General features: G+C 37.3%; 21 protein-coding genes. 17 read left to right on the top strand and 4 right to left on the bottom strand.

Translation table 11 applies throughout. The annotated features are described in order from the left end of the window. The first annotated feature begins 42 nt into the window (after nucleotides 1-42). Entirely contained in the window at nucleotides 43-1,896 is a 1,854-nt protein-coding gene (locus ACZ76X_RS05035) for a terpene cyclase/mutase family protein (protein ID WP_479849765.1), read from the top strand. Nucleotides 1,897-1,968: 72 nt separating this feature from the next. On the opposite strand, the gene ACZ76X_RS05030 is transcribed toward ACZ76X_RS05035, so the two are convergent. Beyond that, a complete protein-coding gene (locus tag ACZ76X_RS05030; protein ID WP_479849764.1) occupies nucleotides 1,969-2,118 on the bottom strand; it encodes a YfhD family protein in 150 nt (49 codons plus the stop codon). 284 nt (nucleotides 2,119-2,402) lie between these two features. Between ACZ76X_RS05030 and fabG the strand changes: the two genes are divergently transcribed. Then, nucleotides 2,403-3,143 (top strand): 3-oxoacyl-ACP reductase FabG, encoded by a 741-nt coding sequence (fabG, locus tag ACZ76X_RS05025; RefSeq protein WP_479849763.1) that lies wholly within the window; start codon nucleotides 2,403-2,405, stop codon nucleotides 3,141-3,143. Nucleotides 3,144-3,194: 51 nt separating this feature from the next. Here fabG and dhaS read toward each other — a convergent pair whose 3' ends face one another. Further along, a complete protein-coding gene (gene dhaS, locus ACZ76X_RS05020) occupies nucleotides 3,195-4,679 on the bottom strand; it encodes an aldehyde dehydrogenase DhaS (protein WP_479849762.1) in 1,485 nt (494 codons plus the stop codon). A 272-nt stretch (nucleotides 4,680-4,951) separates the two neighbouring features. Between dhaS and ACZ76X_RS05015 the strand changes: the two genes are divergently transcribed. The 6 genes from ACZ76X_RS05015 to ACZ76X_RS04990 all read left to right on the top strand — a co-directional run bounded on the left by ACZ76X_RS05015 (nucleotide 4,952) and on the right by ACZ76X_RS04990 (nucleotide 11,457). Further along, the gene (locus ACZ76X_RS05015) at nucleotides 4,952-5,230 is read left to right on the top strand and encodes a YhdT family protein (RefSeq protein ID WP_000800722.1); all 279 of its coding nucleotides are present in this window, start codon (nucleotides 4,952-4,954) and stop codon (nucleotides 5,228-5,230) included. Nucleotides 5,231-5,233: 3 nt separating this feature from the next. Continuing rightward, a complete protein-coding gene (gene panF, locus ACZ76X_RS05010; protein WP_479849761.1) occupies nucleotides 5,234-6,667 on the top strand; it encodes a sodium/pantothenate symporter in 1,434 nt (477 codons plus the stop codon). A 114-nt stretch (nucleotides 6,668-6,781) separates the two neighbouring features. Further along, the gene (locus ACZ76X_RS05005) at nucleotides 6,782-7,723 is read left to right on the top strand and encodes a nucleoside hydrolase (protein ID WP_479849760.1); all 942 of its coding nucleotides are present in this window, start codon (nucleotides 6,782-6,784) and stop codon (nucleotides 7,721-7,723) included. Between the two features lie 117 nt (nucleotides 7,724-7,840). Next, nucleotides 7,841-8,950 carry a serine hydrolase gene (locus tag ACZ76X_RS05000; RefSeq protein WP_098669860.1) on the top strand — a complete coding sequence of 370 codons (1,110 nt, stop codon included), beginning with the start codon at nucleotides 7,841-7,843 and terminating at the stop codon, nucleotides 8,948-8,950. Between the two features lie 98 nt (nucleotides 8,951-9,048). Next, nucleotides 9,049-10,557 (top strand): argininosuccinate lyase, encoded by a 1,509-nt coding sequence (argH, locus tag ACZ76X_RS04995; RefSeq protein ID WP_479849759.1) that lies wholly within the window; start codon nucleotides 9,049-9,051, stop codon nucleotides 10,555-10,557. Nucleotides 10,558-10,623: 66 nt separating this feature from the next. Next, nucleotides 10,624-11,457 (top strand): GNAT family N-acetyltransferase, encoded by an 834-nt coding sequence (locus ACZ76X_RS04990; RefSeq protein ID WP_479849758.1) that lies wholly within the window; start codon nucleotides 10,624-10,626, stop codon nucleotides 11,455-11,457. Between the two features lie 35 nt (nucleotides 11,458-11,492). Here the strand turns inward: ACZ76X_RS04990 and ACZ76X_RS04985 are convergent, their stop codons facing one another. Next, on the bottom strand, nucleotides 11,493-12,242 hold the full coding sequence (locus ACZ76X_RS04985) for a (S)-benzoin forming benzil reductase (RefSeq protein ID WP_479849757.1): 750 nt from the start codon (nucleotides 12,240-12,242) through the stop codon (nucleotides 11,493-11,495). A gap of 116 nt (nucleotides 12,243-12,358) precedes the next feature. On the opposite strand from ACZ76X_RS04985, the gene ACZ76X_RS04980 reads away from it, so the two are divergent. Continuing rightward, a complete protein-coding gene (locus ACZ76X_RS04980) occupies nucleotides 12,359-19,831 on the top strand; it encodes a DUF7507 domain-containing protein (protein ID WP_479849756.1) in 7,473 nt (2,490 codons plus the stop codon). 43 nt (nucleotides 19,832-19,874) lie between these two features. Here the strand turns inward: ACZ76X_RS04980 and ACZ76X_RS04975 are convergent, their stop codons facing one another. Continuing rightward, nucleotides 19,875-20,432, bottom strand: coding sequence for a CatB-related O-acetyltransferase (locus ACZ76X_RS04975; protein WP_098669855.1), 558 nt, complete (start codon nucleotides 20,430-20,432; stop codon nucleotides 19,875-19,877). Between the two features lie 139 nt (nucleotides 20,433-20,571). On the opposite strand from ACZ76X_RS04975, the gene ACZ76X_RS04970 reads away from it, so the two are divergent. The 8 genes from ACZ76X_RS04970 to ACZ76X_RS04935 all read left to right on the top strand — a co-directional run bounded on the left by ACZ76X_RS04970 (nucleotide 20,572) and on the right by ACZ76X_RS04935 (nucleotide 25,645). Further along, nucleotides 20,572-20,913: an ASCH domain-containing protein gene (locus ACZ76X_RS04970; protein ID WP_479849755.1), complete on the top strand. Its 342-nt coding sequence runs from the start codon at nucleotides 20,572-20,574 to the stop codon at nucleotides 20,911-20,913. Further along, nucleotides 20,910-21,305: an NUDIX hydrolase gene (locus tag ACZ76X_RS04965; RefSeq protein WP_479849754.1), complete on the top strand. Its 396-nt coding sequence runs from the start codon at nucleotides 20,910-20,912 to the stop codon at nucleotides 21,303-21,305. Before ACZ76X_RS04970 ends, ACZ76X_RS04965 begins: the two co-directional genes overlap by 4 nt. An 86-nt stretch (nucleotides 21,306-21,391) precedes the next feature. Next, on the top strand, nucleotides 21,392-22,012 hold the full coding sequence (locus tag ACZ76X_RS04960) for an acetate uptake transporter (protein ID WP_000070938.1): 621 nt from the start codon (nucleotides 21,392-21,394) through the stop codon (nucleotides 22,010-22,012). A gap of 137 nt (nucleotides 22,013-22,149) precedes the next feature. Beyond that, a complete protein-coding gene (locus ACZ76X_RS04955; RefSeq protein ID WP_098669852.1) occupies nucleotides 22,150-22,593 on the top strand; it encodes a flavodoxin in 444 nt (147 codons plus the stop codon). Between the two features lie 16 nt (nucleotides 22,594-22,609). After that, nucleotides 22,610-23,509, top strand: a complete 900-nt coding sequence (locus ACZ76X_RS04950) for a WD40/YVTN/BNR-like repeat-containing protein (RefSeq protein WP_479849753.1) — start codon at nucleotides 22,610-22,612, stop codon at nucleotides 23,507-23,509. 216 nt (nucleotides 23,510-23,725) lie between these two features. After that, nucleotides 23,726-23,926 (top strand): cold shock-like protein CspB, encoded by a 201-nt coding sequence (gene cspB / locus ACZ76X_RS04945; protein ID WP_001179150.1) that lies wholly within the window; start codon nucleotides 23,726-23,728, stop codon nucleotides 23,924-23,926. 342 nt (nucleotides 23,927-24,268) lie between these two features. Beyond that, nucleotides 24,269-25,114 (top strand): exonuclease, encoded by an 846-nt coding sequence (locus ACZ76X_RS04940; RefSeq protein ID WP_479849752.1) that lies wholly within the window; start codon nucleotides 24,269-24,271, stop codon nucleotides 25,112-25,114. A gap of 183 nt (nucleotides 25,115-25,297) precedes the next feature. Beyond that, nucleotides 25,298-25,645, top strand: a complete 348-nt coding sequence (locus ACZ76X_RS04935) for a hypothetical protein (protein ID WP_479849751.1) — start codon at nucleotides 25,298-25,300, stop codon at nucleotides 25,643-25,645. The last annotated feature ends 28 nt before the right edge of the window (nucleotides 25,646-25,673 follow it).

Raw genomic sequence — 25,673 nt, 5'->3', positions numbered from 1 at the left:
TTGAATATCGTTATACGGATTTCAAAAGGGTGGGTGAGTAAGTTGTTATTATATGAAAAAGTGCATGAAGAAATAGCGAGGCGAACAACGGCCCTTCAAACGATGCAACAGCGAGATGGAACGTGGCGGTTTTGTTTTGAAGGGGCACCATTAACAGATTGCCATATGATTTTTTTATTAAAATTATTAGGTAGAGATAAAGAGATAGAACCGTTTGTAAAAAGGTTAGCATCACTCCAAACAAATGAAGGAACATGGAAATTGTATGAAGATGAAGTAGGTGGTAATTTATCTGCTACAATTCAATCTTATGCGGCCCTGCTAGCATCGAAAAAATATACAAAAGAAGATGCGAATATGAGGCGGGCCGAAATGTTTATTAAGGAACGTGGAGGCGTAGCGCGTGCTCATTTTATGACGAAGTTTTTGTTAGCAATTCATGGAGAGTATGAATATCCTTCACTCTTTCATTTGCCAACACCAATCATGTTTCTCCAAAATGATTCCCCTCTCAGTATATTTGAATTGAGTAGCTCAGCACGTATTCATTTAATTCCGATGATGCTTTGTTTAAATAAAAGATTTCAAGTAAGGAAAAAGTTATTGCCAAATTTAAATCACATTTCCGGCGGGGGCGGAGAATGGTTTCGGGAGGATCGGTCTCCGTTGTTTCAAACATTATTAAGTGATGTAAAGCAAATTATATCGTATCCTCTTTCGTTACATCATAAAGGATATGAGGAAGTTGAACGTTTTATGAAAGAGCGTATTGAAGAAAATGGAACGTTATATAGTTACGCAACTGCCTCGTTTTATATGATTTATGCTTTACTCGCATTAGGACATTCTCTTCAATCATCAATGATTCAAAAGGCCATAACGGGGATAACATCTTATATATGGAAGATGGAAAGAGGGAATCATTTGCAAAACTCTCCTTCAACTGTATGGGATACGGCTTTACTCAGCTATGCGTTACAAGAGGCACACGTTCCGAGAGATAACAAGATGATTCAACAGACAATAACATATTTATTAAAAAAACAGCATACAAAAAAAGCTGATTGGAGCGTACATGCTCCCGTGCTGACTCCTGGCGGTTGGGGTTTTTCGGATGTGAATACGACAATTCCAGATATCGATGATACAACAGCTGTGCTAAGAGCGTTGGCAAGAAGTAGAGGAAACGAAAATATAGAAAATGCATGGAAGAAAGGGGTCAATTGGATTAAAGGATTACAAAATAATGATGGTGGCTGGGGAGCGTTTGAAAAAGGCGTAACGAGCAAATTATTAGCAAATTTACCAATCGAAAACGCAAGCGACATGATTACAGATCCTTCTACACCAGATATTACAGGGAGAGTGTTAGAACTTTTCGGGACATATACGCAAAATGAATTACCTGAGAAACAAAAACAAAGTGCGATAAATTGGTTAATGGATGTACAAGAGAAAAATGGATCCTGGTATGGGAAATGGGGGATTTGTTATATATATGGTACGTGGGCTGTTATGACTGGTTTACGGTCACTCGGAATTTCATCTAGCAATCCATCATTGAAACGAGCAGCTTTATGGCTTGAACATATACAGCATGAAGATGGTGGGTGGGGAGAATCATGCCAAAGTAGTGTGGAGAAAAGATTCGTTACTCTACCATTTAGTACACCATCTCAAACAGCATGGGCGTTAGATGCTCTCATTTCTTACTATGATAAAGAAACACCAACTATTCGAAAAGGCATTTCATATTTGCTTGCGAATCCTTATGTGAATGAAAAATATCCTACTGGAACAGGTTTACCAGGTGGGTTTTATATTCGTTATCATAGCTATGCCCAAATTTATCCGCTACTTACTTTGGCACATTATAAAAAAAAATATCGAAAATAAACCGAGAGATGTCTCTCGGTTTATTTTGTTGGGTAGTAGGTCCCTGTTGAAAAGAATAAGGTTGTGCTTTCCTTATTTTTTTGTAGACTGGCGTTTTTGACGTGCATCAGCGGCATTTGCACGTGCGTTCGCTTCTAAGTCATCGTGATCAGCGAGTTCACGAGAGAACTCAACATCAATGCCATCAGTAGCTTTGTTTTGTTTGAAATTTTTTTTGTTCATTCGACACAATCTCCTTACACTTTATCCCGCTTTAATGGGCAGTAAGACCCCCACCTCAAAATTCAGCGAAAGCAAAGAAGTTAGGTGGGGGTCGGGCCGCCCATAAAAGTCGGATTGGTTCAACTAATAATCAGTGGGGGATGGAGAAAAAACCACTGATTAAAGTTTCACTTTATGCGACGTTGCAAAGTTAGTTTGACACAAATAGACTTTTTTATACAAAGAGGAATTGGAAAGTAAAAAGCCGAAATATACAGTATAAGTAATAGAAATGGGGGATAGGGATGGAGTTTTTAAATGGGAAAACAGCTGTTGTAACAGGAGCTGCACAGGGAATTGGAAAAGAGATTGCAAGGGTTTATGCAAAACTAGGGGCGAAAGTATTAATTAGTGATGTAAATGAAGAGAAGTTACAAAAAACGACACGGGAGTTATCGGATGAAGGATATGAAGTGAGCCTATATCGATGTGATGTGAGTAATCAAAATGAAGCGAAGTCATTAATTGAATATGCGGTTCAAAAATTCGGAACATTACATATTTTAGTGAATAATGCTGGAATTACAAGAGATGCAATGTTACATAAAATGGAGAAATCTGCTTGGGAACAAGTAATGCAAGTAAACTTAACTGGTGTTTTTTATTGTATGCAACCAGCTCTCCTTTACATGAGACAACAAGGGTATGGACGCATTATTAACATATCTTCAATTAGTAGAGAAGGAAACATAGGTCAAGCAAACTATGCGGCTACGAAGGCAGGCGTTGTAGGTTTAACGAAAACGGCAGCGAAAGAAGTTGGAAGTTTCGGTATTACGTGTAATGCGATTTGTCCAGGATTTATGGATACAGATATGACAAAAACGATACCAGATAAAGTGAAAGAAAAGATGGTCGGGGCAATTCCAGTTGGTAGAATCGGAACGCCAGAAGATATTGCGAACGCAGCTGCCTTTTTAGCATCAGAATACGCATCCTATATTACAGGAGAAGTATTGAATGTGAGCGGGGGACTGCAAGTTTAAAGGCATACATAATGAAAAGAACCTGACCGGATAGGTCAGGTTCTTTTTCCGTTAGTTTAAGTTGAGCCAAACGCTCTTCACTTCTGTATAGTTATTTAATGCGTAAGATCCCATTTCACGGCCAAGACCGGATTGTTTAAATCCTCCAAATGGAGATGCTGCATCAAAGACGTTATAACAGTTTACCCATACAGTACCAGCACGTACTTTACTTGCAACATAGTGTGCCGTTTTAACATTTTCTGTCCACACACCAGCTGCTAAGCCGAATTGTGATTTATTTGCACGTTCAATTACTTCATCAATATCGTTAAAAGGTATTGCAGAAATAACTGGGCCGAAAATTTCTTCTTTTGCGATCGTCATTTCATCATTAACGTCAGCGAATACAGTAGGGGAAACGAAGTAGCCTTGATCGAATGGATTGCTTCCTCCGCAAAGTACTTCAGCGCCTTCTTCAATTCCTTTTTCAATGTAGCCCATTACACGTTTTTGTTGTTCTTCAGAAACGAGAGGACCAATTGTGGTTTCTGGGCTTAAGCCAGCACCTTGATTTAATTTTTTAGAGTAAAGGACAAGGTCAGCCATGACATTATCATACATTTTCTTCGGAACAAATAAGCGTGATCCAGCAGAGCATACTTGTCCTTGGTTAAACATAACACCAGAAAGGGCACCAGGAATCGCGCGAGATAAATCGGCGTCTGGCAAGATGATATTTGGTGATTTTCCGCCTAACTCAAGTGTAACGCGTTTTAATGATTCAGATGCTTGTCGCATAATTTGTTTACCGACTGGAGTAGAACCAGTAAATGCAATTTTATCAACGAGTGGATGATTAACAAGAGCTTGTCCAGCTGATTCACCGAATCCAGGAACAATATTAATAACACCTTTTGGGAATCCAGCTTCTTCAATTAATTCAGCTAAATATAGAGCGGATAGTGGAGTTTGTTCTGCAGGTTTTAAAACGATTGTACATCCTGTAGCAAGCGCTGCTCCCATTTTCCACATTGCCATAAGAAGTGGGAAGTTCCAAGGGATAATTTGACCAACGACACCAACAGCTTCATGGCGTGTATAGTTAAAGAAATCACCAGAAACAGGGATTGTTTGACCAACGATTTTCGTCGCCCAGCCAGCATAATAGCGCATATGCTCAATTGCAAGTGGTATGTCTGCTGCCATTGTTTCACGGATGGGCTTTCCGTTATCTAACGTTTCGAGCTGTGCAAGCTCTTCTTTATGTTCTTCCATTAAATCAGCTAATTTGTACATAAGACGACTGCGCTCAGCAGTGCTCATACGTGACCAAGGACCTTCGTCAAAAGCCATGCGAGCTGCAACGACAGCTTTATGAATATCTTCGCGACCAGCTTCAGAAACGACGGCAAGTGTTTCACCAGTTGCTGGGTTAGGTGTTTTAAATGTTTTTCCGGAAGCGCTTTCAATGAAAGATCCATTCACATATAACTTTTTTGTACCTTGAAGAAACTTTTCTACTTTTTCATGAAGATTTACAGCTAGTTGACTCATTGTATAACCCCCTTGAAAATATAATGTAAACGCAGTACGAGACGGCGTTTATTCCGAAGTCAAGGATGTGGAAACTAGATGGAAAGCCTCTAATTTAAATCATAATTAACAAATACTGAAAATTCAAATTTCATTTGTGTTACAATTGTAAAAAATATGTAATATAAGAGAATCTTCTATATAATTATAAAAAATCCTGCTTGTTTTTGCTTTCTAGTAGGAAAAACTAGAAGAACAATGGTACAATAATACATCGTGAGAGGAGGGAGAAAATGAAGAATTATCATGATGATCCACGCTTTCGAATTGCCCATAGAGAAGCGTTAATTGGTCTTGGACTTGCTATTATTAATTTTATAATATGGTACGGATTTGCTTATGGGCTTGGTAGTAAAAATCCAAGTGAATATACATATGTATTCGGTTTTCCAGCATGGTTTTTTTATAGCTGTATCGTTGGATTTATCGTTATGGTTATTTTACTTAGTTTAGTTGTTCGTTTTGTATTTCAAGATATTTCACTCGATGAGGAAGAAAAAAGTGAGGAATAATAGATGAATTGGTATGTAATCATTCCAATGATAATTTCGTTTATCGTTGTATTTTTAATTGGTGTATATGCTTCAAGACGCGTGCAAGCAACGGCTCATAATAAATTTTTGCAAGAATATTTTCTTGGTGGGCGTGAGCTTGGCGGTTTATTATTAGCTATGACAATGATCGCTACGTATGGTAGTGCAAGCAGCTTTATTGGTGGTCCTGGTATTGCATACAATATGGGTCTTGGATGGGTACTACTATCTGCGATTCAAGTTGTAACAGGATACATCGTTTTAACGGTTATCGGTAAAAAGTTTGCAATTATCGCTAGGAAGATGGAAGCCATTACTCTTATCGATTATTTAAAGGGAAGATATAATAATAAAGCAGTTGTTATACTTTCTGCATTATGTATTATTATTTTCTTATTTTCAGCAACAGTAGCTCAGTGGGTCGGCGGTGGTCGTTTAATTGAGTCGTTAACGGGTCTTTCTTATACAACAGCACTATTTTTATTTACTTTTTCTGTACTTGTGTACGTATTAATTGGTGGATTCCGTGCCGTTGCTTTATCAGATACGTTATTAGGTATTATTATGTTAGTTGGAACGACAATCATTTTAATTGCTACTGTCATTGCCGGTGGTGGAATTGAAAAGATTATGCAGGAACTTGTTCAAATCAATCCGAATTTAATTACACCATTCGGAGCAGATGGCAGTTTAACGAAATCATATGTAACATCATTTTGGATTTTAATTGGAATTGGTGTAGTTGGTTTACCGCAAATAAGCGTGCGTGCCATGTCTTATAAAAATTCAAAAGCGATGCACCAAGCTTTAATAATTGGGACGATTGTTGTAGGTACAATTATGATTGGTATGCATTTAACGGGTGTGTTCGCAAGAGTCGTACTTCCAGGGATAACGGTACCAGATAAAGTAATGCCGCTACTCGCGATGGAAGTATTGCCACCTTGGTTAGCTGGAGTTTTCTTAGCTGCACCAATGGCAGCAATTATGTCTACAGTAAACTCGTTATTGTTACTTGTAAGCTCATCAATTATTAAAGACATATACGTAAATTACATAAATAAAGATGCCGCAGACAGTACGATTAGAAAAGGAAGTTTATGGATTACTGCTATCGTAGGACTGCTCGTTTATGCAGCAGCGATTAAACCACCAGATTTTTTAATATGGTTAAATTTATTTTCTTTCGGTGGATTAGAAGCAGCATTCATTTGGCCAATCGTATTAGGATTATATTGGAGGAAAGGAAATGCAACAGGGGCACTCGCTTCTATTTTAGTTGGAGTAGGCTCATATATGTGTATTCATCTTTTCTACCCAAATCCGTTCGGTATACATACAGTGGTCTTCCCGATTTGCTTAGCGTTTATCGCTTATATCATTGGAAGTATGAGTGCTGTGAAAAAAACAGTATAGGTTATATAAAGAACGTAGTCCTTATAGGACTGCGTTTTTTCGTATGAATTTGTTCTTTTTTATTCTGTATATCAATGACTATTCATAAATTAATAACAATTGAGGGGGATGGAGTTGAGGTCGATGAAAAAAGTATTATTTTTAGGAGACCCGGGAATTGATGACTCTTTAGCAATTATGTATGGATTGTTGCATCCTGATATTGACATTGTTGGCGTAGTAACTGGATACGGAAATGTAACGCAAGAAAAGGCGACGAGTAATGCAGCATATTTATTACAATTAGCAGGAAGGGAAGATATACCGATTATTAATGGTGCGAAGATTCCTTTATCTGGAGATATTACAACATACTATCCAGAAATTCACGGGGCAGAAGGTTTAGGACCAATTCGTCCTCCGAAAAATCTTTCTCCGAATATAAAGCCTTTTTGTGTGTTTTTTGATATTCTTGAAAAATATAAAGGAGAATTAATCATTGTTGACGCTGGCAGGTCAACGACGCTCGCAACAGCGTTTATTTTGCAAAAGCCGATGATGAAGTATGTGAAAGAATATTATATAATGGGCGGTTCTTTCTTAATGCCTGGAAATGTTACACCAGTTGCAGAGGCGAATTTTCATGGTGATCCCATTGCTTCACAATTAGTGATGCAAAACGCCAAGAATGTGACATTAGTGCCACTTAACGTTACATCTGAAGCAATTATTACGCCAGAGATGGTGAATTACATTACGAAACATTCTAAAACGAATTTTAATAAATTAATTGAACCGATTTTTACGTATTATTATAAAGCTTATAGAAAGCTAAATCCGAAAATAAAAGGAAGTCCAGTGCATGACGTTGTCACAATGATGGTTGCGACGAATCCCTCTATTTTGGACTATGTATACCGCCGTGTCGATGTAGATACAGTAGGGATTGCTAAAGGAGAAAGTATTGCTGATTTTCGTCCTCAACCTGATGCAAAAGCTTTAAAGAATTGGGTTCGAATTGGTTGGTCATTGCATTATAAAAAATTTCTCGAAGACTTCGTGAAAATTATGACGTAGACATAATAAGAGGATACAAGTTAAAATAGTGGAGATGATTACTAAAATAATCATCTCCACTATTTTGTTTGTAAGAGATAAATAGAGAAGAGTTACACAATAGGAGAGGAATTTTACTTGAAAAAAACTATAGTATGCGCAGTAATTGTGGGTATTTTCGTTTTGCTAATATCGGGTAATTTTTTAGTGAAAAAAGTATGGAGTTCAAATAATGATGATGCGCAGTATATCGCATCCTTTATTGAAGAACATAAAGATGAAAAAAATAGCGCGCTTCTAGTAAAAAGAAATGATAAAGTCGTTTATTCTGTAAATCCGAATGTTGTATTGCCAGTTGCTAGTACGATGAAGTTAATTGTGGCGCTTGAATATACGAAACAAGTTACGGAAGGGAAAATTGATCCGTCTAGTTTCGTTTCCATAAATGATGTGAATCGTTATTACGTACCGAATACAGATGGCGGTGCACAAGATAGATGGCAAAGGTATTTGCAAAAGACAGATAAGATAACAGAAGGGGCAGTTTCTTTAGAAGAAGTGGCAAAAGGAATGGTTAAATTTAGTTCGAATGCGAATGCTGAATATTTAATGGAAGTGTTAGGGTTAGATAATATTAATAGAAATTTACAAAGTTTATCCCTTCCAGCACATCAGCCGCTATTTCCGATTGTTTCATCTTTATACATCCCTGGATATTTGCATAAAGAACTACATGTTCCGAAATATAAAATAGAGAAAAAGTTAAAAGAAATGTCTCAAGAGCAATATCGTGAATATGCAATGATTATTCATGAACGCTTAAAAAAGAAGGGACCATTATTACAAAAGGAAATTCCTCTTTATTTAGAGGAACGTTACGATAAAATTTGGTCAGATCGATTACCAGCAGCTTCTGCAAACGATTATATGGTACTGCTTCAAAAGGCAAATCATAAAGGTGGCCTGACAGACGCAGAAGAAAAAGTGTGGGCGAATATCGTTGAAACAGATATGAGCGCTAAGAAATACCGTAAAACATTTAGACATGCAGGGCAAAAAAATGGCTATACACCATGGACAGTTACAAAAGCAGTTTATGCAATGGATAAACGCGGGAACTGTACAGAAATCGTGTTTTTAGCAAATAATTTAAATGAGGAAGACAGTGCAGAAATACGTAAACATTTAGCAAACTTACATTTCCAAGTGTTGCAAAGTGATAAGTATGATGCAACTTTTATTAAATAAACTCGGTGCAGGGAGCACCGAGTTTTTTATATACAAGCACTTTTTTCCTATCGCTGGGTATGATGGGTAGTAATAATTAGGTGAGAGGGGAAAAGGTGATGAAACAAAGTAAAGAAGAGTTTATAAAGAGTGAAGGCGCTGATTTCCCTGGGAAAACATATGTGGATTGTGTATTACAACATGTATTTCATTTTCAGCGAGATTACTTATTAAAAGATATGTTTCAAGTGCATAAAGCGCATATTACAATGCTGACTGAAGAAAAGTTAATGAAAAAGGAAGAAGCTAAAGTTATATTACACGCCCTAAAAAAGATAGAGGGAATCCCGAAAGATCAATTGCTATATACAAAGCAGCATGAAGATCTCTTTTTTTTAGTCGAACATTTCATTTCTCAAGAAGCAAAATGCGATTATGTAAGTAATATGCATATTGGTAGAAGTAGAAATGATATGGGTGTAACGATGTATCGTATGAGTTTAAGGCGATATATACTACGATTAATGGAGCATCATTTGTTATTGCAAGAAAGTATGTTGCAACTTGCCGATGAGCATAAGGAAACGATTATGCCAGCTTATACACATACACAACCAGCACAGCCAACTACATTTGGTCATTATACGTTAGCGATTTATGATACGATGCAAAGAGATTTAGAAAGAATGAAAAAAACGTACAAACTTTTAAATCAATCTCCAATGGGGGCTGCGGCTCTTTCCACAACAAGTTTCCCAATTAAACGGGAGCGAGTTGCCTATTTACTTGGATTTACAAATGTAATTGAGAATTCATATGATGCTGTTGCGGGAGCAGATTATTTATTAGAAGTTAGCTCGTTACTGATGGTAATGATGACGAATACGAGTAGATGGATTCATGACTTCTTACTATTAGCGACGAAAGAATATGATGGTATTACTGTTGCAAAACCATATGTACAAATTAGTAGCATTATGCCGCAAAAGCGAAATCCAGTTTCCATTGAACATGCCCGTGCGATTACGAGTAGTGCTTTAGGAGAAGCATTTACAGTATTTCAAATGATTCATAATACACCATTTGGTGATATTGTTGATACAGAAGATGATTTGCAGCCGTATTTATATAAAGGAATTGAAAAGACTATTCGTGTTTTTTGTATTATGAATGCGGTCATTCGAACGATGAAAGTAGAAAAAGAAACGTTAAAAAATCGTTCTTATAAACATGCAATTACGATAACTGATTTCGCAGATGTTTTAACGAAAAACTATGACATTCCATTTCGACATGCGCATCAGGCAGCGAGTGTTGTTGCGAATATATTATTGGAGCAGAAAAAAGAGCTACATGAATTGCATGTAAAAGATGTAAATATATACTTACAAGAAAAATTTAAAATAAAATTATTAGAAAAAGAGTGGGAAGAAATTGTATCACCAGAAGCTTTTATACAAAAAAGAAATGTATACGGTGGACCGAGTAAAAAAGAAATGGAGCGTATGATTAACAATCGAAAAAAATCATTTCAAAAAGAAGAAGAGGTATTTGAAAAGGAAAAAAAGAGAATTTTACAAGCGGAAGATGATTTGAATACGTTAGCCTCGGATATTATTGAATCGTAAAAGAGGGATTTAGTGAATTAATCGCCAATACTTAATGAAACTATAAATAGAGAGAAGAGATTGTCGATGATTCAATTACATGTATATGAAGAGATTCTTACTTTTAAAGAAGAGGTTACACCATTTTTAGAAAAGAATGAGCAGGAAAATAATCTCATATTAGGTGTATTACAAATGGTCCAACAACCGATATTTATGGGGATAGCGAAACAAGGAGAAGAAATTGCGGTTGTATTTCTTCAAACAGAAGAAAAGAAACAAATCATTGTTGCTACGTCTGAAATGCCGGAAGAGGACATCGTGGAACTTGCAAAAAAATTAACGAAAGTATATCCAAATGTTCCTGGATTGATTGGTAATAAGAAAATTGTACAGAGATTAGCAGAAGAGATTGCCGTGTTAGAAAATAAGAAAACTACTATTGCAATGGAGCAAGGTGTATATGAATTAAGACAAGTGAAGAAAAAGTGGAAAGGAGATGGAGTTTTTAGAGAAGTAAGTAGTGATGAGCTAACATTAATAGAACAGTGGATATATCAATTTTGCGAAGATGTGAATTTGCCTACTACGAAAGAAGAAGCGACCCAAACCGCTCATACATTAATTACTAACCGTCGTCTATTTGGTTTAGAAGTAGATGGGAAGCTTGTGTCTGTAGCTGCAAAAACGAGACCAACTACAAACAATATAACAGTTAATTTTGTATATACACCGAAAGAAGCGCGGAAAAAAGGGCACGCATCTAGTTGTGTCGCTGCACTGAGTCAACGTATGTTAGATGAAGGTTACAAAACAACGACTTTATATACAGATTTGGCAAATCCGACATCAAATAAAATTTATCAAGAGATTGGTTATGAACAAATTGCGGAGTCTGTACTTATATTTTTAGAGAAATAAAATGAAAAGGCACGCTATTAGAGCGTGCCTTTTTGTTATTCATCAATTCGAATGACTTCACCTTGCGGAAAATTCTCGGTTTCTAGTAAGCTGCGAATTGCTTTCGCAACGTATTCAGGTGACAATAGTTTTCCTTCTTTTTTTAGTGCGATGAAGCGGTCTAAATTGATGAAATCTTCTTTATTTGTTTCACGAATTTGTGCTTGCATACTTGTGTCAACGACACCAGGTGCAAAAGAGACGATTTTTACTGGATATTCTTTTTCTGCTTCTTCGGTTGCTACGCACTGCGTAAACATATTTACACCAGCTTTCGTCGTGCAATAAGCGCCCCATCCGAAATAAGGATTTTTTCCTGCGCCAGATGAAATGTTTATAACACGTTTATCTACTTTCCATTCTTTCGTATGTTTCATGAAAGTAGATGTAAGAATCATAGGTGCAAGTAAATTAATGTGAACGTTCGTAATGAACTGTTCGCTTTCTGCTTTTTCTATTGGTTTCATCGGTGCGAGCGTACCAGCATTATTAATTAAATGAATAGATGATACAGTGTCTTCTTGAATAGATGAAATGATTTCGTTAAAGTTCGTTTCTAAATTATGTACATCTTGAAGATCTAAGGAGTGGAAAACACAATTGCTGTTATATTGCTGTGCAAGTTTCGTAAGCTCTTTATTTTCTCTTCTAGAAATAGATATGATACTCGTGTTTTCTTCTAACAATTGCGCGGCGATTGCCTCACCTAAACCTTGTGAAGTTCCTGTTACGATAACATAGCGCATAGTGTAGTAAGCTCCTCTCGTATATGCGGAATTTTGTTGGACAAAGTACATTGCATAGTTTGTCTACATTTTATAGTATAGAGCACTTTTTACTATAATTGAAATGAGATGATTGTGTGCCTTTTATAAATCGTTTTACAACAACAGTACCTGGTGCCGTCACTTTTACGGGGAATACGTTAGGGCTTAGCCCTACATCGCCTGCGCCAGGCAATATTTTTGGTACACTTGCTGTGTTTACGACAGTAAATACAGCGCTGCAAGTACCAGGATTCCCAGCAGGGACAACAGATGAATGGCAATTGAATTCTTCAAGTGCAATTTTAAATCTTCCAGCGGGAAGCAGTGTGTTATATGCAGAATTAGTTTGGGCTGGTACTTTCCGGACTGATACGGAAGATGTTTTACCATTTTTAAATGATAACATTACATTTACAACACCAGCAGGCACGTTTTCTGTTATGCCAGATCCTGCTACCGCACAGCAAGGTTCAGTAGGAAATCAGTTTTATTATGCGCGCTCTGCCAATGTAACGAATCTTGTTAGTGCAGGTGGGGCAGGAACTTATACTACAGGTGCAGTGCCAGCTGCAAGAACTTCGTTTGATCCAACTATTAGTCGTTCGGCTGGTTGGACACTTGAGGTTGTGTATCAAAATGCAAGTTTGCCACTTCGGAATTTGTCAGTTTATGCAGGTCAAGAAATTATCGATGCTTCATCACCACCAGTTGATGCTACTATTTCAGGATTTGCTACCCCAGCGACAGGAGCGGTAACAGGGCGAGTGCTCGTAACTGCTCAAGAAGGTGATTCTAACATAGTTGGAGATCAACTTCGCTTTGGACCGAATGCGAATGCTACAGTTGCATTATCTGGCCCGAGAAACCCCGCAAATAATTTTTTTCAGTCACAAATTTGTAATGATATTGGAGATTTAGATACAACTGGAACATTTGGAGATTTGAATCAGCCGTTAGGGATAGCTTTGGCTGTCCGAAGACAAGGGTGGGATATTACAAATGTAAATGCCTCTGCATCATTAGTAAATAATCAAACGTCAGCAACTGTTCGATTCGTTACAAATGGCGATGGATACGCTGCAGCTGGTTTTGGTGTTCAAATTGATGCAACGGGGCCAATTATTAATCCTGTTAAATCTGTTAATAGAACAGCCGCAGGGGTAGGGGATACTCTCACTTATACGATTACGGTCCCAAATACGGGAACAGGAAGTGCAGAAAACGTTGTATTACGTGATAGTATTCCGAATGGAACGACGTTTGTTGCAGGTAGTGTAACGGTAGGAGGCGTAACACAGCCGAATGCGAACCCTGCTAATGGAATTAATTTAGGAACAATCCCAAATAACACGCAAAGAATTGTTACTTTTCAAGTGCGAATAACATCGTTTCCGAACCCAAATCCTATTCCAAATCGCGCAATGGTGTCATATCAATTCCGTCCTTTCGTCGGTAGTCCACCTATTACAAGTACGTCTACTTCAAATACAGTACAAACGACAGTGAATCAAGCAACTATAAGTATGCAAAAATCTGTAGATTTACAGACAGCAACACTTAATGATGTATTAACATACACGGTTAATGTGACGAATAATGGAAATGTCACGGCAAATAATGTTATTTTTGTTGATAGTATCCCTGGTGGCACAACATTTGTTCCAAATAGTGTTACGGTAAATGGGATAGCACGTCCAGGAGCAAATCCAGCAAGTAGTATTAATCTAGGAAGTATTAATGCTTCGCAAACGACTGTAGTGCGCTTTCAAGTTCGAGTAACATCTAATCCGCTTGTCAATCCAATTCCGAATCGTGCGAGTGCAACATTTAACTTTATTCCAGTACCCGGCCAACAACCAGTTTCAGGGCAAGCGACAAGTAATACTGTAGTTACTACTATTAATATAGCTGATATAAGAACGAGAAAAACAGTAGATAGAGCTTTTGCGACAGTGAATGATGTTCTTACGTACACTATTACAATTGAAAATACAGGAAATGTACTTGCGACAAATGTTATTTTTCAAGATCCAATCCCAATTGGAACGACTTTTATAGCGAATAGTGTGACTATAGATGGGGTTTCACAACCAGGAGCAAATCCAGCGACTGGGTTTACGGTAGCAAATATTTCTCCAGGCGGAAGTAGGACGGTTACATTTCAAGTACGGGTTACATCTACGCCATCCGGAGGCACGATTGCGAATCGCGGAAATGTATCTGCTAACTTCGTCGTTATTCCGAATCAACCACCAGTGACGATTAATAGGCAAACGAATACAGTTGTGACACAAGTGAATACAGGTGGTTTAAATGTAATAAAAGAAGTGAATACGACACAAGCGGCAGTAGGGGACACTTTAACATATACGATTGCCGTTCAAAATACAGGAAACGTTCCGCTAACAAATGTATTTTTCCAAGACCCTATTCCTTCTGCTGTTTCATTTGTTGCGAATTCTGTAACAATTAATGGAGTACCGCAAAGTGGATTGAATCCGAATACAGGATTTTCTCTTCCTAATATTCCTGCGGCCCAAACAGTTGTAGTCACATTTGACGTATTAATTGTACAGGATCCAGAAAATGAAGATATTTTAAATCAAGCAAATGTAACAGCAAGTTTTCAAGTGAATCCGAGTGAACCCCCCGTAACGATCAATGTTCCGAGTAATGTTGTGAATACAACAGTACAAACAGGGAACTTTGAAGTTGTGAAATCAGTGAATACGGATGTTGCAACGGTAGGGGATGTTTTAGTATATACAATTGAAATTATAAACGCTGGTAGTGTACCAGCTACAAATGTATTTTTCCAAGATTCAATTCCACAAGGGACATTATTTATCGAAAATAGTGTAGTTGTTAATGGTGTTTTACAAGAAGGCGCAGATCCAGAACTTGGATTCCCATTAAATAATTTGCCTACTGGCGCGAGTACAATTGTTACGTTTGAAGTATTAATTGATGAAATTCCACAGGGAAATAATGTTGTAAATAATGCGAATGTCACTGGAGATTTTCTTGTGAATCCAACAGAGCCACCAATTACTGTAACGGTGCCAAGTAATACTGTTATGACAGTCGTGAATTCTCCAGGGTTAAATGTAATAAAGAGTGTAAGCGCTGCTGAAGCAGGAGTAGGAGATACGTTAACGTATACGGTTCGTATACAAAATAGTGGAACGGTAGCAGCGACAAATGTGTCATTCCTTGATCCGATTCCATCTGGAACAACGTTTGTAGCAAATAGTGTAATAATAAATGGAACGCCTCAACCAGGTTTAAACCCAACAACTGGATTCCCACTTGCTAATATTCCAGTCGGAGGGATGGTAACAGTTACTTTTCAAGTGACAATCACGAGTGTACCACCAAATAGAGTTCTTCCGAATAATGCGAATGTAACTGCTGATTTTCAAGTAAGTCCTCTCCAGCCACCAATTACAGTTGTAACGATTAGTAATATTGTAGTGACGCGAGTGAATGTAGGATCACTTAATGTAATAAAGAGTGTAAATACAACGCAAGCAGGAGTAGGAGATACGTTAACATATACGATTCGCATTCAAAATACAGGAACAGTTCCTGCAACGAATATTATTTTTCAAGATCCAATTCCGTCTGGTGCTGCGTTTGTAGCAAATAGTGTGACGATAAACGGAGTCGTTCAGCAAGGTGCGGATCCTATGGCAGGTTTCCCGGTACCGAATATTCCGGTCGGGCAAACGGCTACGATTACGTTTCAAGTTACAGTGACGAGTGTTCCGGGCGGTGGAAATATAAGAAACCAATCGAACGTTACTGCAAGTTTTCTTATAAATCCAGCAAATCCTCCAATAACGACTGTAACGAATAGTAATTTCGTTGTGACGCAAGTAAATACAGCTCGATTAAATATACAAAAATCTTCATCTGTACAACAAGCTGCACTTGGAGAAACTTACACGTATTCTGTTGTCATTCGAAATAACGGCACAGTAACAGCGACGAATGCTTCCTTTATTGATCCAATTGCTCCAGAAACAACATTTGTAGCAAATAGTGTAACGATAAATGGAACGCCGCAACCTGGATTTGATCCAAATATAGGTTTTCCGCTTCCTAATATCGCAGCTGGAACATCATTGACTGTAACGTTCCAAGTAACGGTAGTTGCGCCATCCACGCGCGGAGCCGTACTAAATACGGCATCTGCTACAGCCACTTTTTTATTAAATCCTTTACAGCCTCCTGTAAAAACGACAAATTCAAGTAATACGACAGTAGTTACGATACCGTTACCTCCTCCTGGTGAAGTAACAGCAACAAAAACAGTTGATATTGCCGCTGGTGCTGTTGGAGATGTATTAACGTATACAGTGTTAATAACAAATGTAGGAATCATCCCTGTTACAGATGTGCTCTTCCAAGATGTCATTCCAGAAGGGACGGCGTTTGTAGCAAATAGTGTAACGATAGGCGGGATACAGCAACCTGGTTTAAATCCAGAAATAGGCTTTACAGTTAGTCCACTATTGAATGCTGGAGCGAGTATTTCTGTGACGTTCCAAGTGACGATTACGGAAATTCCAGATAATGAAGTTATATTAAATGATGCTGACGTTACGTTTACTTCACAACCGAATCCGCAGGAACCGCCAATTACACAAACAATATTAACGAATTTAGTCGTAACGACAATTAATATAGCTTCGATTTTCCCGTTAAAACTAGTAGATAAAGAAGTAGCGACTGTAGGAGAAATATTAACGTATGATGTATTAATCTTTAATAATGGCACAGTGGCAGCGACGAACGTTGAATTTATAGATACAACTTCCGCCGGCGTAGCATTTGTACCGGGAAGTGTGAGCATAAATGGGGTACCGGCACCAGGATTAGATCCTTTCATCGGTTTTCCAGTTCCAGATATACCTGTAGATGATTTTGTACTTGTCACATATCAGGAAGTGGTTACGAGCATACCTGAAGGTGGAACGATTGTTAACTTTGTAGACGTTACAGCTACATTTGCTGTAAGTGAAACAGAACCACCGATTACAGAGACGACAACAAGTAATACGACATTAACAGAAATTAATGAACCTGGTTTAAATGTTTTAAAATCAGTAAGTCAGCCGGTTGTTGCAGTAGGTGATACAATCACATATACAACAGTAGTTCAAAATACAGGTACAGTGGTAGCGACGAATGTTCAATATAGTGATGTATTACCGTCCTCGATCACATTTATACCAGATAGTGTAACGATAGATGGCGTGCTACAACCCGGATTCAATCCTAATAATGGATTCTCGCTTCCAGATATAAGCCCAGGTGAAAGTGTAGAAGTTACGTTCCAAGTAACAGTTGTCAGTGTCCCATCAAACGGAACAATTGCTAATACCGCGAATATTACGGGAAGCTTTATACTAATACCAGGAGAACCACCAGTTGTAGTAAACCAACCGAGCAATACAACACTTACAACTGTAAACAGAGGAAGATTTAATGTTATTAAACAAGTAAATAGGGCTGCTACTCTCGTTGGAGATGTATTAACGTATACAGTTCAAATAACGAATACAGGAACGGTAACAGCTAATGATGTTCAGTTTATTGATACGATTTCAGCAGGAGCGTCATTTATACCAAATAGTGTAACGATAGATGGAACCCCGCAAACAAACTTAAATCCGATTACTGGTTTTGGAGTTGGAGATATACCAGTTGGTGAAACAGTTATCGTGACGTTCCAAGCGACAGTTACAAACATCCCGTCATCAGGAACCATTACGAACGTTGCAAATATAACAGGAAGCTTTACTTTAGTACCAGGAGAGCCGCCGGTTGTAGTAACTGAACCGAGTAATACGACAATAACAAGGGTAAATAGAGGAAGATTTAATGTTATAAAAACCGTAAATAAGCAAGCAACACGATTAGGGGATACGTTAACTTATAGTGTGCAAGTTACAAATACGGGAACGGTAATAGCGACGAATGTTCAGTTTATCGATGTTCCGTCACCTAGTTTAGAATTCGTTCCTGGAAGTGTACAAATAAATGGAATTCCGCAAGTAGGTTTAGATCCATTTGTAGGCTTTTCATTACCAGATGTTGCAGTAGGGGACAGTATAGTAATTACATTTGAAGTAAATGTAATCGCAATTCCGCCTTCTAGTAGCATTATGAATACGGCGAGAGTAACTGGTGATTTCGAATTGATTCCAGGAGAACCACCGTTTACAATTACGAACTCAAGCAATACGACAGTCACACCAGTAAATCGAGGTAGTTTAGATATGTTGAAAGAAGTAGATCATTCGGTTGTTGGAGTGGGAGAAACGGTAACGTATACAGTTCGTATATTAAATACTGGTACGGCTGATGCGATGAATGTTCAATTTATAGACGTGTTATCTCAGGAAGCTGAATTTGTTCCAAATAGTGTAACGATAAATGGAGTTCCGCAGCCAGGAGTAAATCCACAGGCTGGATTTACGATACCAGACATTCCAGTCGGTGAGACGGCACTTGTAACATATGAAGCTACGATTACAAGTTTTCCAGATGGTGGTACAGTAGTGAACCTTGCTGGGGCGTTAGCTGAATATATTTTAGTACCAGGAGAACCGCCAGTTACAGTGATGGATACGAGCAATACAGTTATCGTGACGGTAAATACGGCAATCTTATTTGTTGCAAAAGGAGCGGATTTTGAAGTAGCGATGGTAGGAGATGTTGTCACTTATGGAATTGCTGTTATAAATGATAGTACAGTTCCTGTGACGAATATTGTTTTAACGGATATCATTGATCCGAATACGCTATTTATAAATGGCTCGGTAACGGTAAATGATGTACCTTTTCCATTTGCCAACCCGAATACAGGTATTCCGTTAGGTGATTTTCAGCCAAATGATGCAGCAATTATTAATTTCCAAGTCGTCATAACAGGAGGACAAATCAATAATTTAGTTACAAATACTGCTACAGCGAATGGGTTTGCAACTGTGAATCCAAATGAAGCGCCTGTAGTAGTTGAAGGCGATAGCAATACAGTTGTTATTCCGTTTATTCCTCAAAATGTTTCAACGACAGTCGTAAAAACGGCAGACCATCAAACAGCAACGATTGGAGACGTTATTACGTTTACGACAGTTATTACGAATACAGGGGATACTGTCATACAAAATATTCGTTTTCAAGATATGTTAGGCAGTAGTATACAATTTGTCCTTGGAAGTGTAACGGTTGATAGTACGCCAGTGCCAAATGTAAATCCAGTATCAGGATTTCTTATAGGTAATTTAAATCCAGGTGAAGCACGGACAGTTTCGTTCCAAGTAGTAGTTCAGAGCGCGCCAAGTGGTTCAGGAAATTATATTAATCAAGCGAGTATTCGATTTGAATATCAAGCAGGCACAGTATTACCACCTGTTACGCAAATAATGGAAAGTAATATTGTGGTCATACCGTTCGTTCCAACGATTGAACAAATTTGTGAAACGAACTTTAATTGTCTAGATAAAATTCCGTTTTCATGTTCTCCGTGTAATCAGTTGCACGGACATAAAAAATAAAACCAAAAAGAGCATCTTGAAAGAGATGCTCTTTTTGGTTTGATCATATAGATTCATTTTCCGATGAGGTAAAAAACTCGTTGATTTTGTTGGAGAGTAGAAATGGAATAGCTCCTTTTATAACAGAAATATCCCAGTCCCACCATGCGAGATTCTCTAGTTTGTCAATCGTTTCTTGCGGGAAACGATATCGAACAAATTTTGCAGGATTACCAGCTACAATTGCATATGGAGGTACGTCTTTTGTAACAACGCTCTTTGCTCCAATGATGGCCCCGTTACCAATTGTAACACCAGATAAAATGCAGGATTGATAACCAATCCATACATCATTGCCGACTACGATATCACCTTTTGAAGAAGGGTGACCAGTAATATGTGCTCCTTCATTGAAGAGAGCGTTAAATGGATAAGTCGTTATCCAGTCTGCGCGATGTTCGCCGCCAAGTATGAAAACGACTTCTTCTCCTAACGAACAAAATTTTCCTATTTTTAATTTTGTTTCATCGTTCCAAGAAAAAATGGTTGGCCCTACTTTACTATAAGTATAATCACCAATATCATATTTATTATATTCAGGTTTTTGATTTAAATATAACATAACGAATTTAGCATCCTCTCTAAAGCAAGTAATGGATATGGAACATTATATGCAACTTGGAATAAGGTGAACTGTGTTGTATGAATTGGTAATGCACAAATATAGTAGTAAGCGCAACGAATAAAAGGGAGTGGAATGAATGATATACGAAATGGGGTTATATAATAAACCTTTTCAGTCAATTCAATTAGGAAAAAAAGTATATGAAGTACGTTTATACGATGCGAAACGTCAACTTATAAAACGAGGCGATCATATTGTATTTACGAATCTTACGACAGAGGAGACGATCACTGTAAAAGTAACGGAAATAAAACGATACAAAAGCTTTAAAGGAATGTACGAACAAATTGATAAAAAATTATTGGATTGTGAAAATGACAGTTTAGAGGAAATGTTAGAAAGTACATACAAAATATATACGAAAGAACAAGAAGAAAAGTGGGGAACAGTTGCGATTCGTATTGAGGTAATAAAATGATAAGAAATCGTGGCGCGGCTATCATTGTGCAGGAAGGGAAAATCGCACTTATAAAACGTATCCGAGACGGGGAAACATATTATGTTTTTCCAGGAGGAAGAATTGAAGAAGGAGAAACACCCGAAGAAGCAACGAAGCGAGAGGCTTATGAAGAGTTAGGGGTACATATAGAAGTGGAGCATCTAATTGCAAAGGTGGAGTATAAGGGTACGGAGTATTATTTTAATGCCCATATTATAGGTGGAGTTTTCGGAAGTGGTAAAGCTGAAGAATTCGAAATAAAAGATAGAGGGAGTTATATTCCGTTATGGTTGCCGATACAAGAGTTGGAAAAAGTGAATATAAAACCGTATGAAGTGGTCGGAAGTATATGTAATCATTATAAAAAGTAAGGTCTGACAACATACAAAAAAAACCATTGACATAGCCTTCTGATTTAAGTATTGTATTCGAGTATGTTTATAATCAGGAGGTTTATATGAGCAATCAAACAACTACACATCATGTGAAAATGACAACAGCAGATCCATCTGGAATTGGTCTATTTGGATTAGCGATGGTAACACTTGTAGCATCATCTCAAAAGTTAGGCTTAACGGATGGCGTTTCTCTTGTATTACCATGGGCAATCTTTTTAGGAGGATTTGCACAAATCTTTGCGTGCATTCACGATGCAAAGCATAACAATACGTTCGGTACAACAGCATTCGGTGCGTATGGCCTATTTTGGTTAGGTGTTGGAATGACTTGGTTAATTCAACTTGGAGTATTTGGCGAAAAATTAGCACAAGCTGCAGATTCAAAACAGCTTGGGGTAGCCTTTATCGGATATTTGATTTTCACAATCTTTATGACAATTGGTGCAATGGAAACACATAAAGTATTATTTATGATTTTCGTTCTTATTGATTTCTTATTTATTGGTCTTTCATTAAGTACTTTAGGTGTTATGCCGCATGCAATGCATAATTTAGCAGCATATTCTGAACTTCTTATTTCATTACTATCTTTCTATGGTTCAGCAGCAGCAGTGTTAAATACACACTTTGGAAAAGTTGTTTTACCAGTCGGAAAGCCGTTCGGTATTTTTAAAAAGTAATAAAAAAGCACAGATGATTGTATAGTCATCTGTGCTTTTTTTGTGGGATAAAAAATAATAAAAATATAATTGAAATTGATTCTCATTATTAATATAATGAGAATGAGAATCATTTATTGCAAGAGGGGGATGCCGAAGTGGCGAAAATTTTAATAGCTTATGCAAGTATGTCAGGAAATACAGAGAGTATTGCTGATTTAATTAAAGTTAGTTTAGATGCTTTTGATCATGAAGTAGTATTGCAAGAAATGGAAGGCATGGATGCTGAAGAATTATTGGCTTATGATGGAATTATTTTAGGGTCTTATACGTGGGGCGATGGTGAACTACCATTTGAAGCGGAAGATTTTCACGATGACTTAGAAAATATAGATTTATCAGGGAAAAAAGTAGCGGTATTCGGATCAGGAGATACGGCGTATGAACTGTTTTGTGAAGCGGTAACGATATTTGAAGAGAAACTTGTAGAACGCGGTGCAGAGCTTGTACAAGATGGATTGAAAATCGAATTAGCTCCAGAAGATGAAGAGGATGTTGAAAAATGCAGTAATTTTGCCATTGCATTTGCTGAGAAGTTCTAAGAATGGGAGTGTCAACGTGGAGACAATGTTAAGTGCGACCGCTATTACAAAGTTAAGAGATGGAAAGCTTATGTTAGCTACTACATATAATGGCTTATTTATTGAACAAGACGGAGAATGGAAACAAATTTTAAATGGTTTTCAAAAACGAATTAGGGATTTACATAGCGAAGGTAATGTAGTGTATGGTGTAGGTGACGAAGGAATTTTTATTCGTAGTATGAATGGTGGAGAGAACTGGACAGTTCAGCGTTTTCCAACAAAAGCAACGAGTTGGAATGTGTGTAGTAATGAAAAAGGAACTGTCATTGCTCATGGAGATAAAACGTTGTATCATTCTAATGATTTTGGTTCGATATGGGAAACCATTCATCCATTTCTTGAGTATGGTAGCGGGGCACCATCTATTCGATCGTTATTTTTATATAAACATTACCTATTTATCGGCACAAAAATACATGCTAAATATGGTGGCGTTTGGCTCTTTAATTTGGAGACACATAAATTAAAGAGGATTAAAATCGTGATGAATCAGATGATTTCAGCATTGACTTTACACAATTCTTATTTAGTAGCAGCAAGTGGATCGTGCAAGGGAATTAGCGGTAATATTTCTTTTTGTAAAATAGATGAAAGTATTGCGTGTGAAAAAACATATTGGCACATATGCCAAAGCGAGCAAAAAGCAAGTAGCTATTTAGACTTAAGTGTAGATCAGCATGTGCTATATACAACGTCAACGCAAAATAAGGCGGGGATTAGTAATGTCTGTCGTGTACTTCTAGAAGAAGGAATTGTTACAGTATGTGACTCAGTTAAAGGGCATGGCTGGCGCATTGTGAACGAAAAAGAAGGCTATGTTGTAGCTGGATCAGGTGAATCAAAAGCAATGCAATGGAAGAAAAAAGTTGTATAGCAAAAAAAACTTTGCTTTTATTATATTGATATGATATATTATATTTAAACCATTTTACTTTTAATAATATAGAGATTTAAATGAGCTGTAACTTCCGAGGAGGATAGCAATGTTAAATCTCCTCAGAGTTGCAGTTTTTTTAATGTCTGACTTATTTTTGTAAAGTGGTTGAAAATGAATATGTACATATAGGTACATTGTAGGAGGATTTTTTACATGCAAAACGGTAAAGTAAAATGGTTTAACTCAGAAAAAGGTTTCGGATTCATCGAAGTTGAAGGCGGAGAAGACGTATTCGTACATTTCTCAGCTATCCAAGGCGAAGGCTTCAAAACTTTAGAAGAAGGTCAAGAAGTTACTTTCGAAGTAGAACAAGGTAACCGTGGACCTCAAGCTACTAACGTTAACAAGAAGTAATTATGGAAAAAAGAAGGGCTTGCCCTTCTTTTTTTTTTGTATTTTTCATTGAATAACCTCCTATGTACATAGCATAATGAGATTGAATTTTCGTTTTTTGACGAAGTATTACATGCATAAAGTGTATGAATAAATGAATACTGAAAATAAAGTGAAACTTTAATCAGTGGGGGGGTCTTCATCCCCCACTGATTATTAGTCCTCACCAATCGGACTTTTATGGGCAGCCCAACTCTCGCCTAAATTCTTTGCTTTCGCTGAATTTTGAGGTGGGGGTCTTACTGCCCATTAAAGCGGGATAAAGTATGTTTGTGAAAAGGAATGTAGAAAGAGGTAAATAAATTGGAAAACGCTACACATTTTATTGTGTTTGATATAGAGAGAAATTTCAGGCCGTATAAATCAGACGATCCGTCAGAGATAGTTGATATCGGGGCTGTAAAAATAGAAGCGAGTACAATGAAGGTAATTGGAGAATTTTCGGAGTTAGTAAAACCAGGTGCACGACTTACTCGCCATACGACAAAATTAACAGGAATTACAAAGAAAGATTTAATGGGTATAGAGAAATTTCCGCAAATTATAGAGAAATTTATTCAGTTTATCGGAGAAGATTCTATATTTGTTTCATGGGGAAGAGAAGATTATCGCTTTCTATCTCATGATTGTACGTTACACGGTGTAGAATGCCCAACTATGGAAAAAGAGAGCAAATTTGATTTGCAGAAATTTGTTTTCCAAGCGTATGAAGAATTATTTGAGCATACACCAAGTTTACAATTTGCAGTAGAACAGCTCGGTTTAACATGGGAAGGAAAGCAACACAGAGCTTTGGCAGACGCTGAGAATACAGCAAATATATTTTTGAAAGTATATAGCGAGAGAGATATTCATAAACGGTACAAAAGACATGGTGAACTTGAACTAGTAGAGAACGGAAAACTAACAGAAAAAGCGAAAAAAAAGATGAGAAAATGGGTATTTAAAGAAATGAGAAAAAATACTGAGCGTCCTTTCGTTTGGAGTATATTTGAAAGTAGTGACACGTGGGAAAGTATTACGGAAAGATATTATATAAGTGAACCTACAGTAGAACTTCTGAAAAAGCATTTTCGTACGGCGGTTAGAAAAGCGGAAAGGCAGATTAGGTATTTGGCTGAGATGGAGAAGAATGCAGAAGTTAAATGATATTCTTCTTTATTTCTAGCTACATAAATGTAACGTCATTGTTTTTATAGGTGAATAAAATATTCATATTAAATAGCAATTGATTTGTTGTGATTGGGTCATTATAATTACTTTGAAAATTAAGGTGTATTCATGATTAAAATCAAAGAGTAAGATAAGAGTTTTATATGGGGAGGTGTGATAGTGATAGACTTAGATATTAAAGACGTCAACGTACAGATGGAATTAAACGGAGTCTTTTGGAATGAGGATGGGATTGCTGAAATGACGGTGACTACAAAAGAAGAGCATTCTCTTCTTCTTCGTTTAGTAGTTGACTTAGAAAGTAAAACGATTAGGGCAACGAGTGTCGAAATAGTCAATGGATTTTGTCCTCTGTGCAAACAGGAAAAGGATGAATGTAGTGAACTGAATGACTTACAAAACAAAATGGATATTTTAGAAGAAGCTTACGATTGGGTGAGAGAGCATCCGGAATATCGTTTTCAATTATCTTTTTACGAGTACAATAAGTTAGAGGTAGTCAAGTGAAATTTTCGTTTTACGAATATACATAGTG

Source organism: Bacillus sp. BC05(2025) (genome assembly GCF_056725905.1).
The sequence above is the reverse complement of the archived record's forward strand: the minus strand, read 5'-3'. Positions and strand labels throughout refer to the sequence as shown.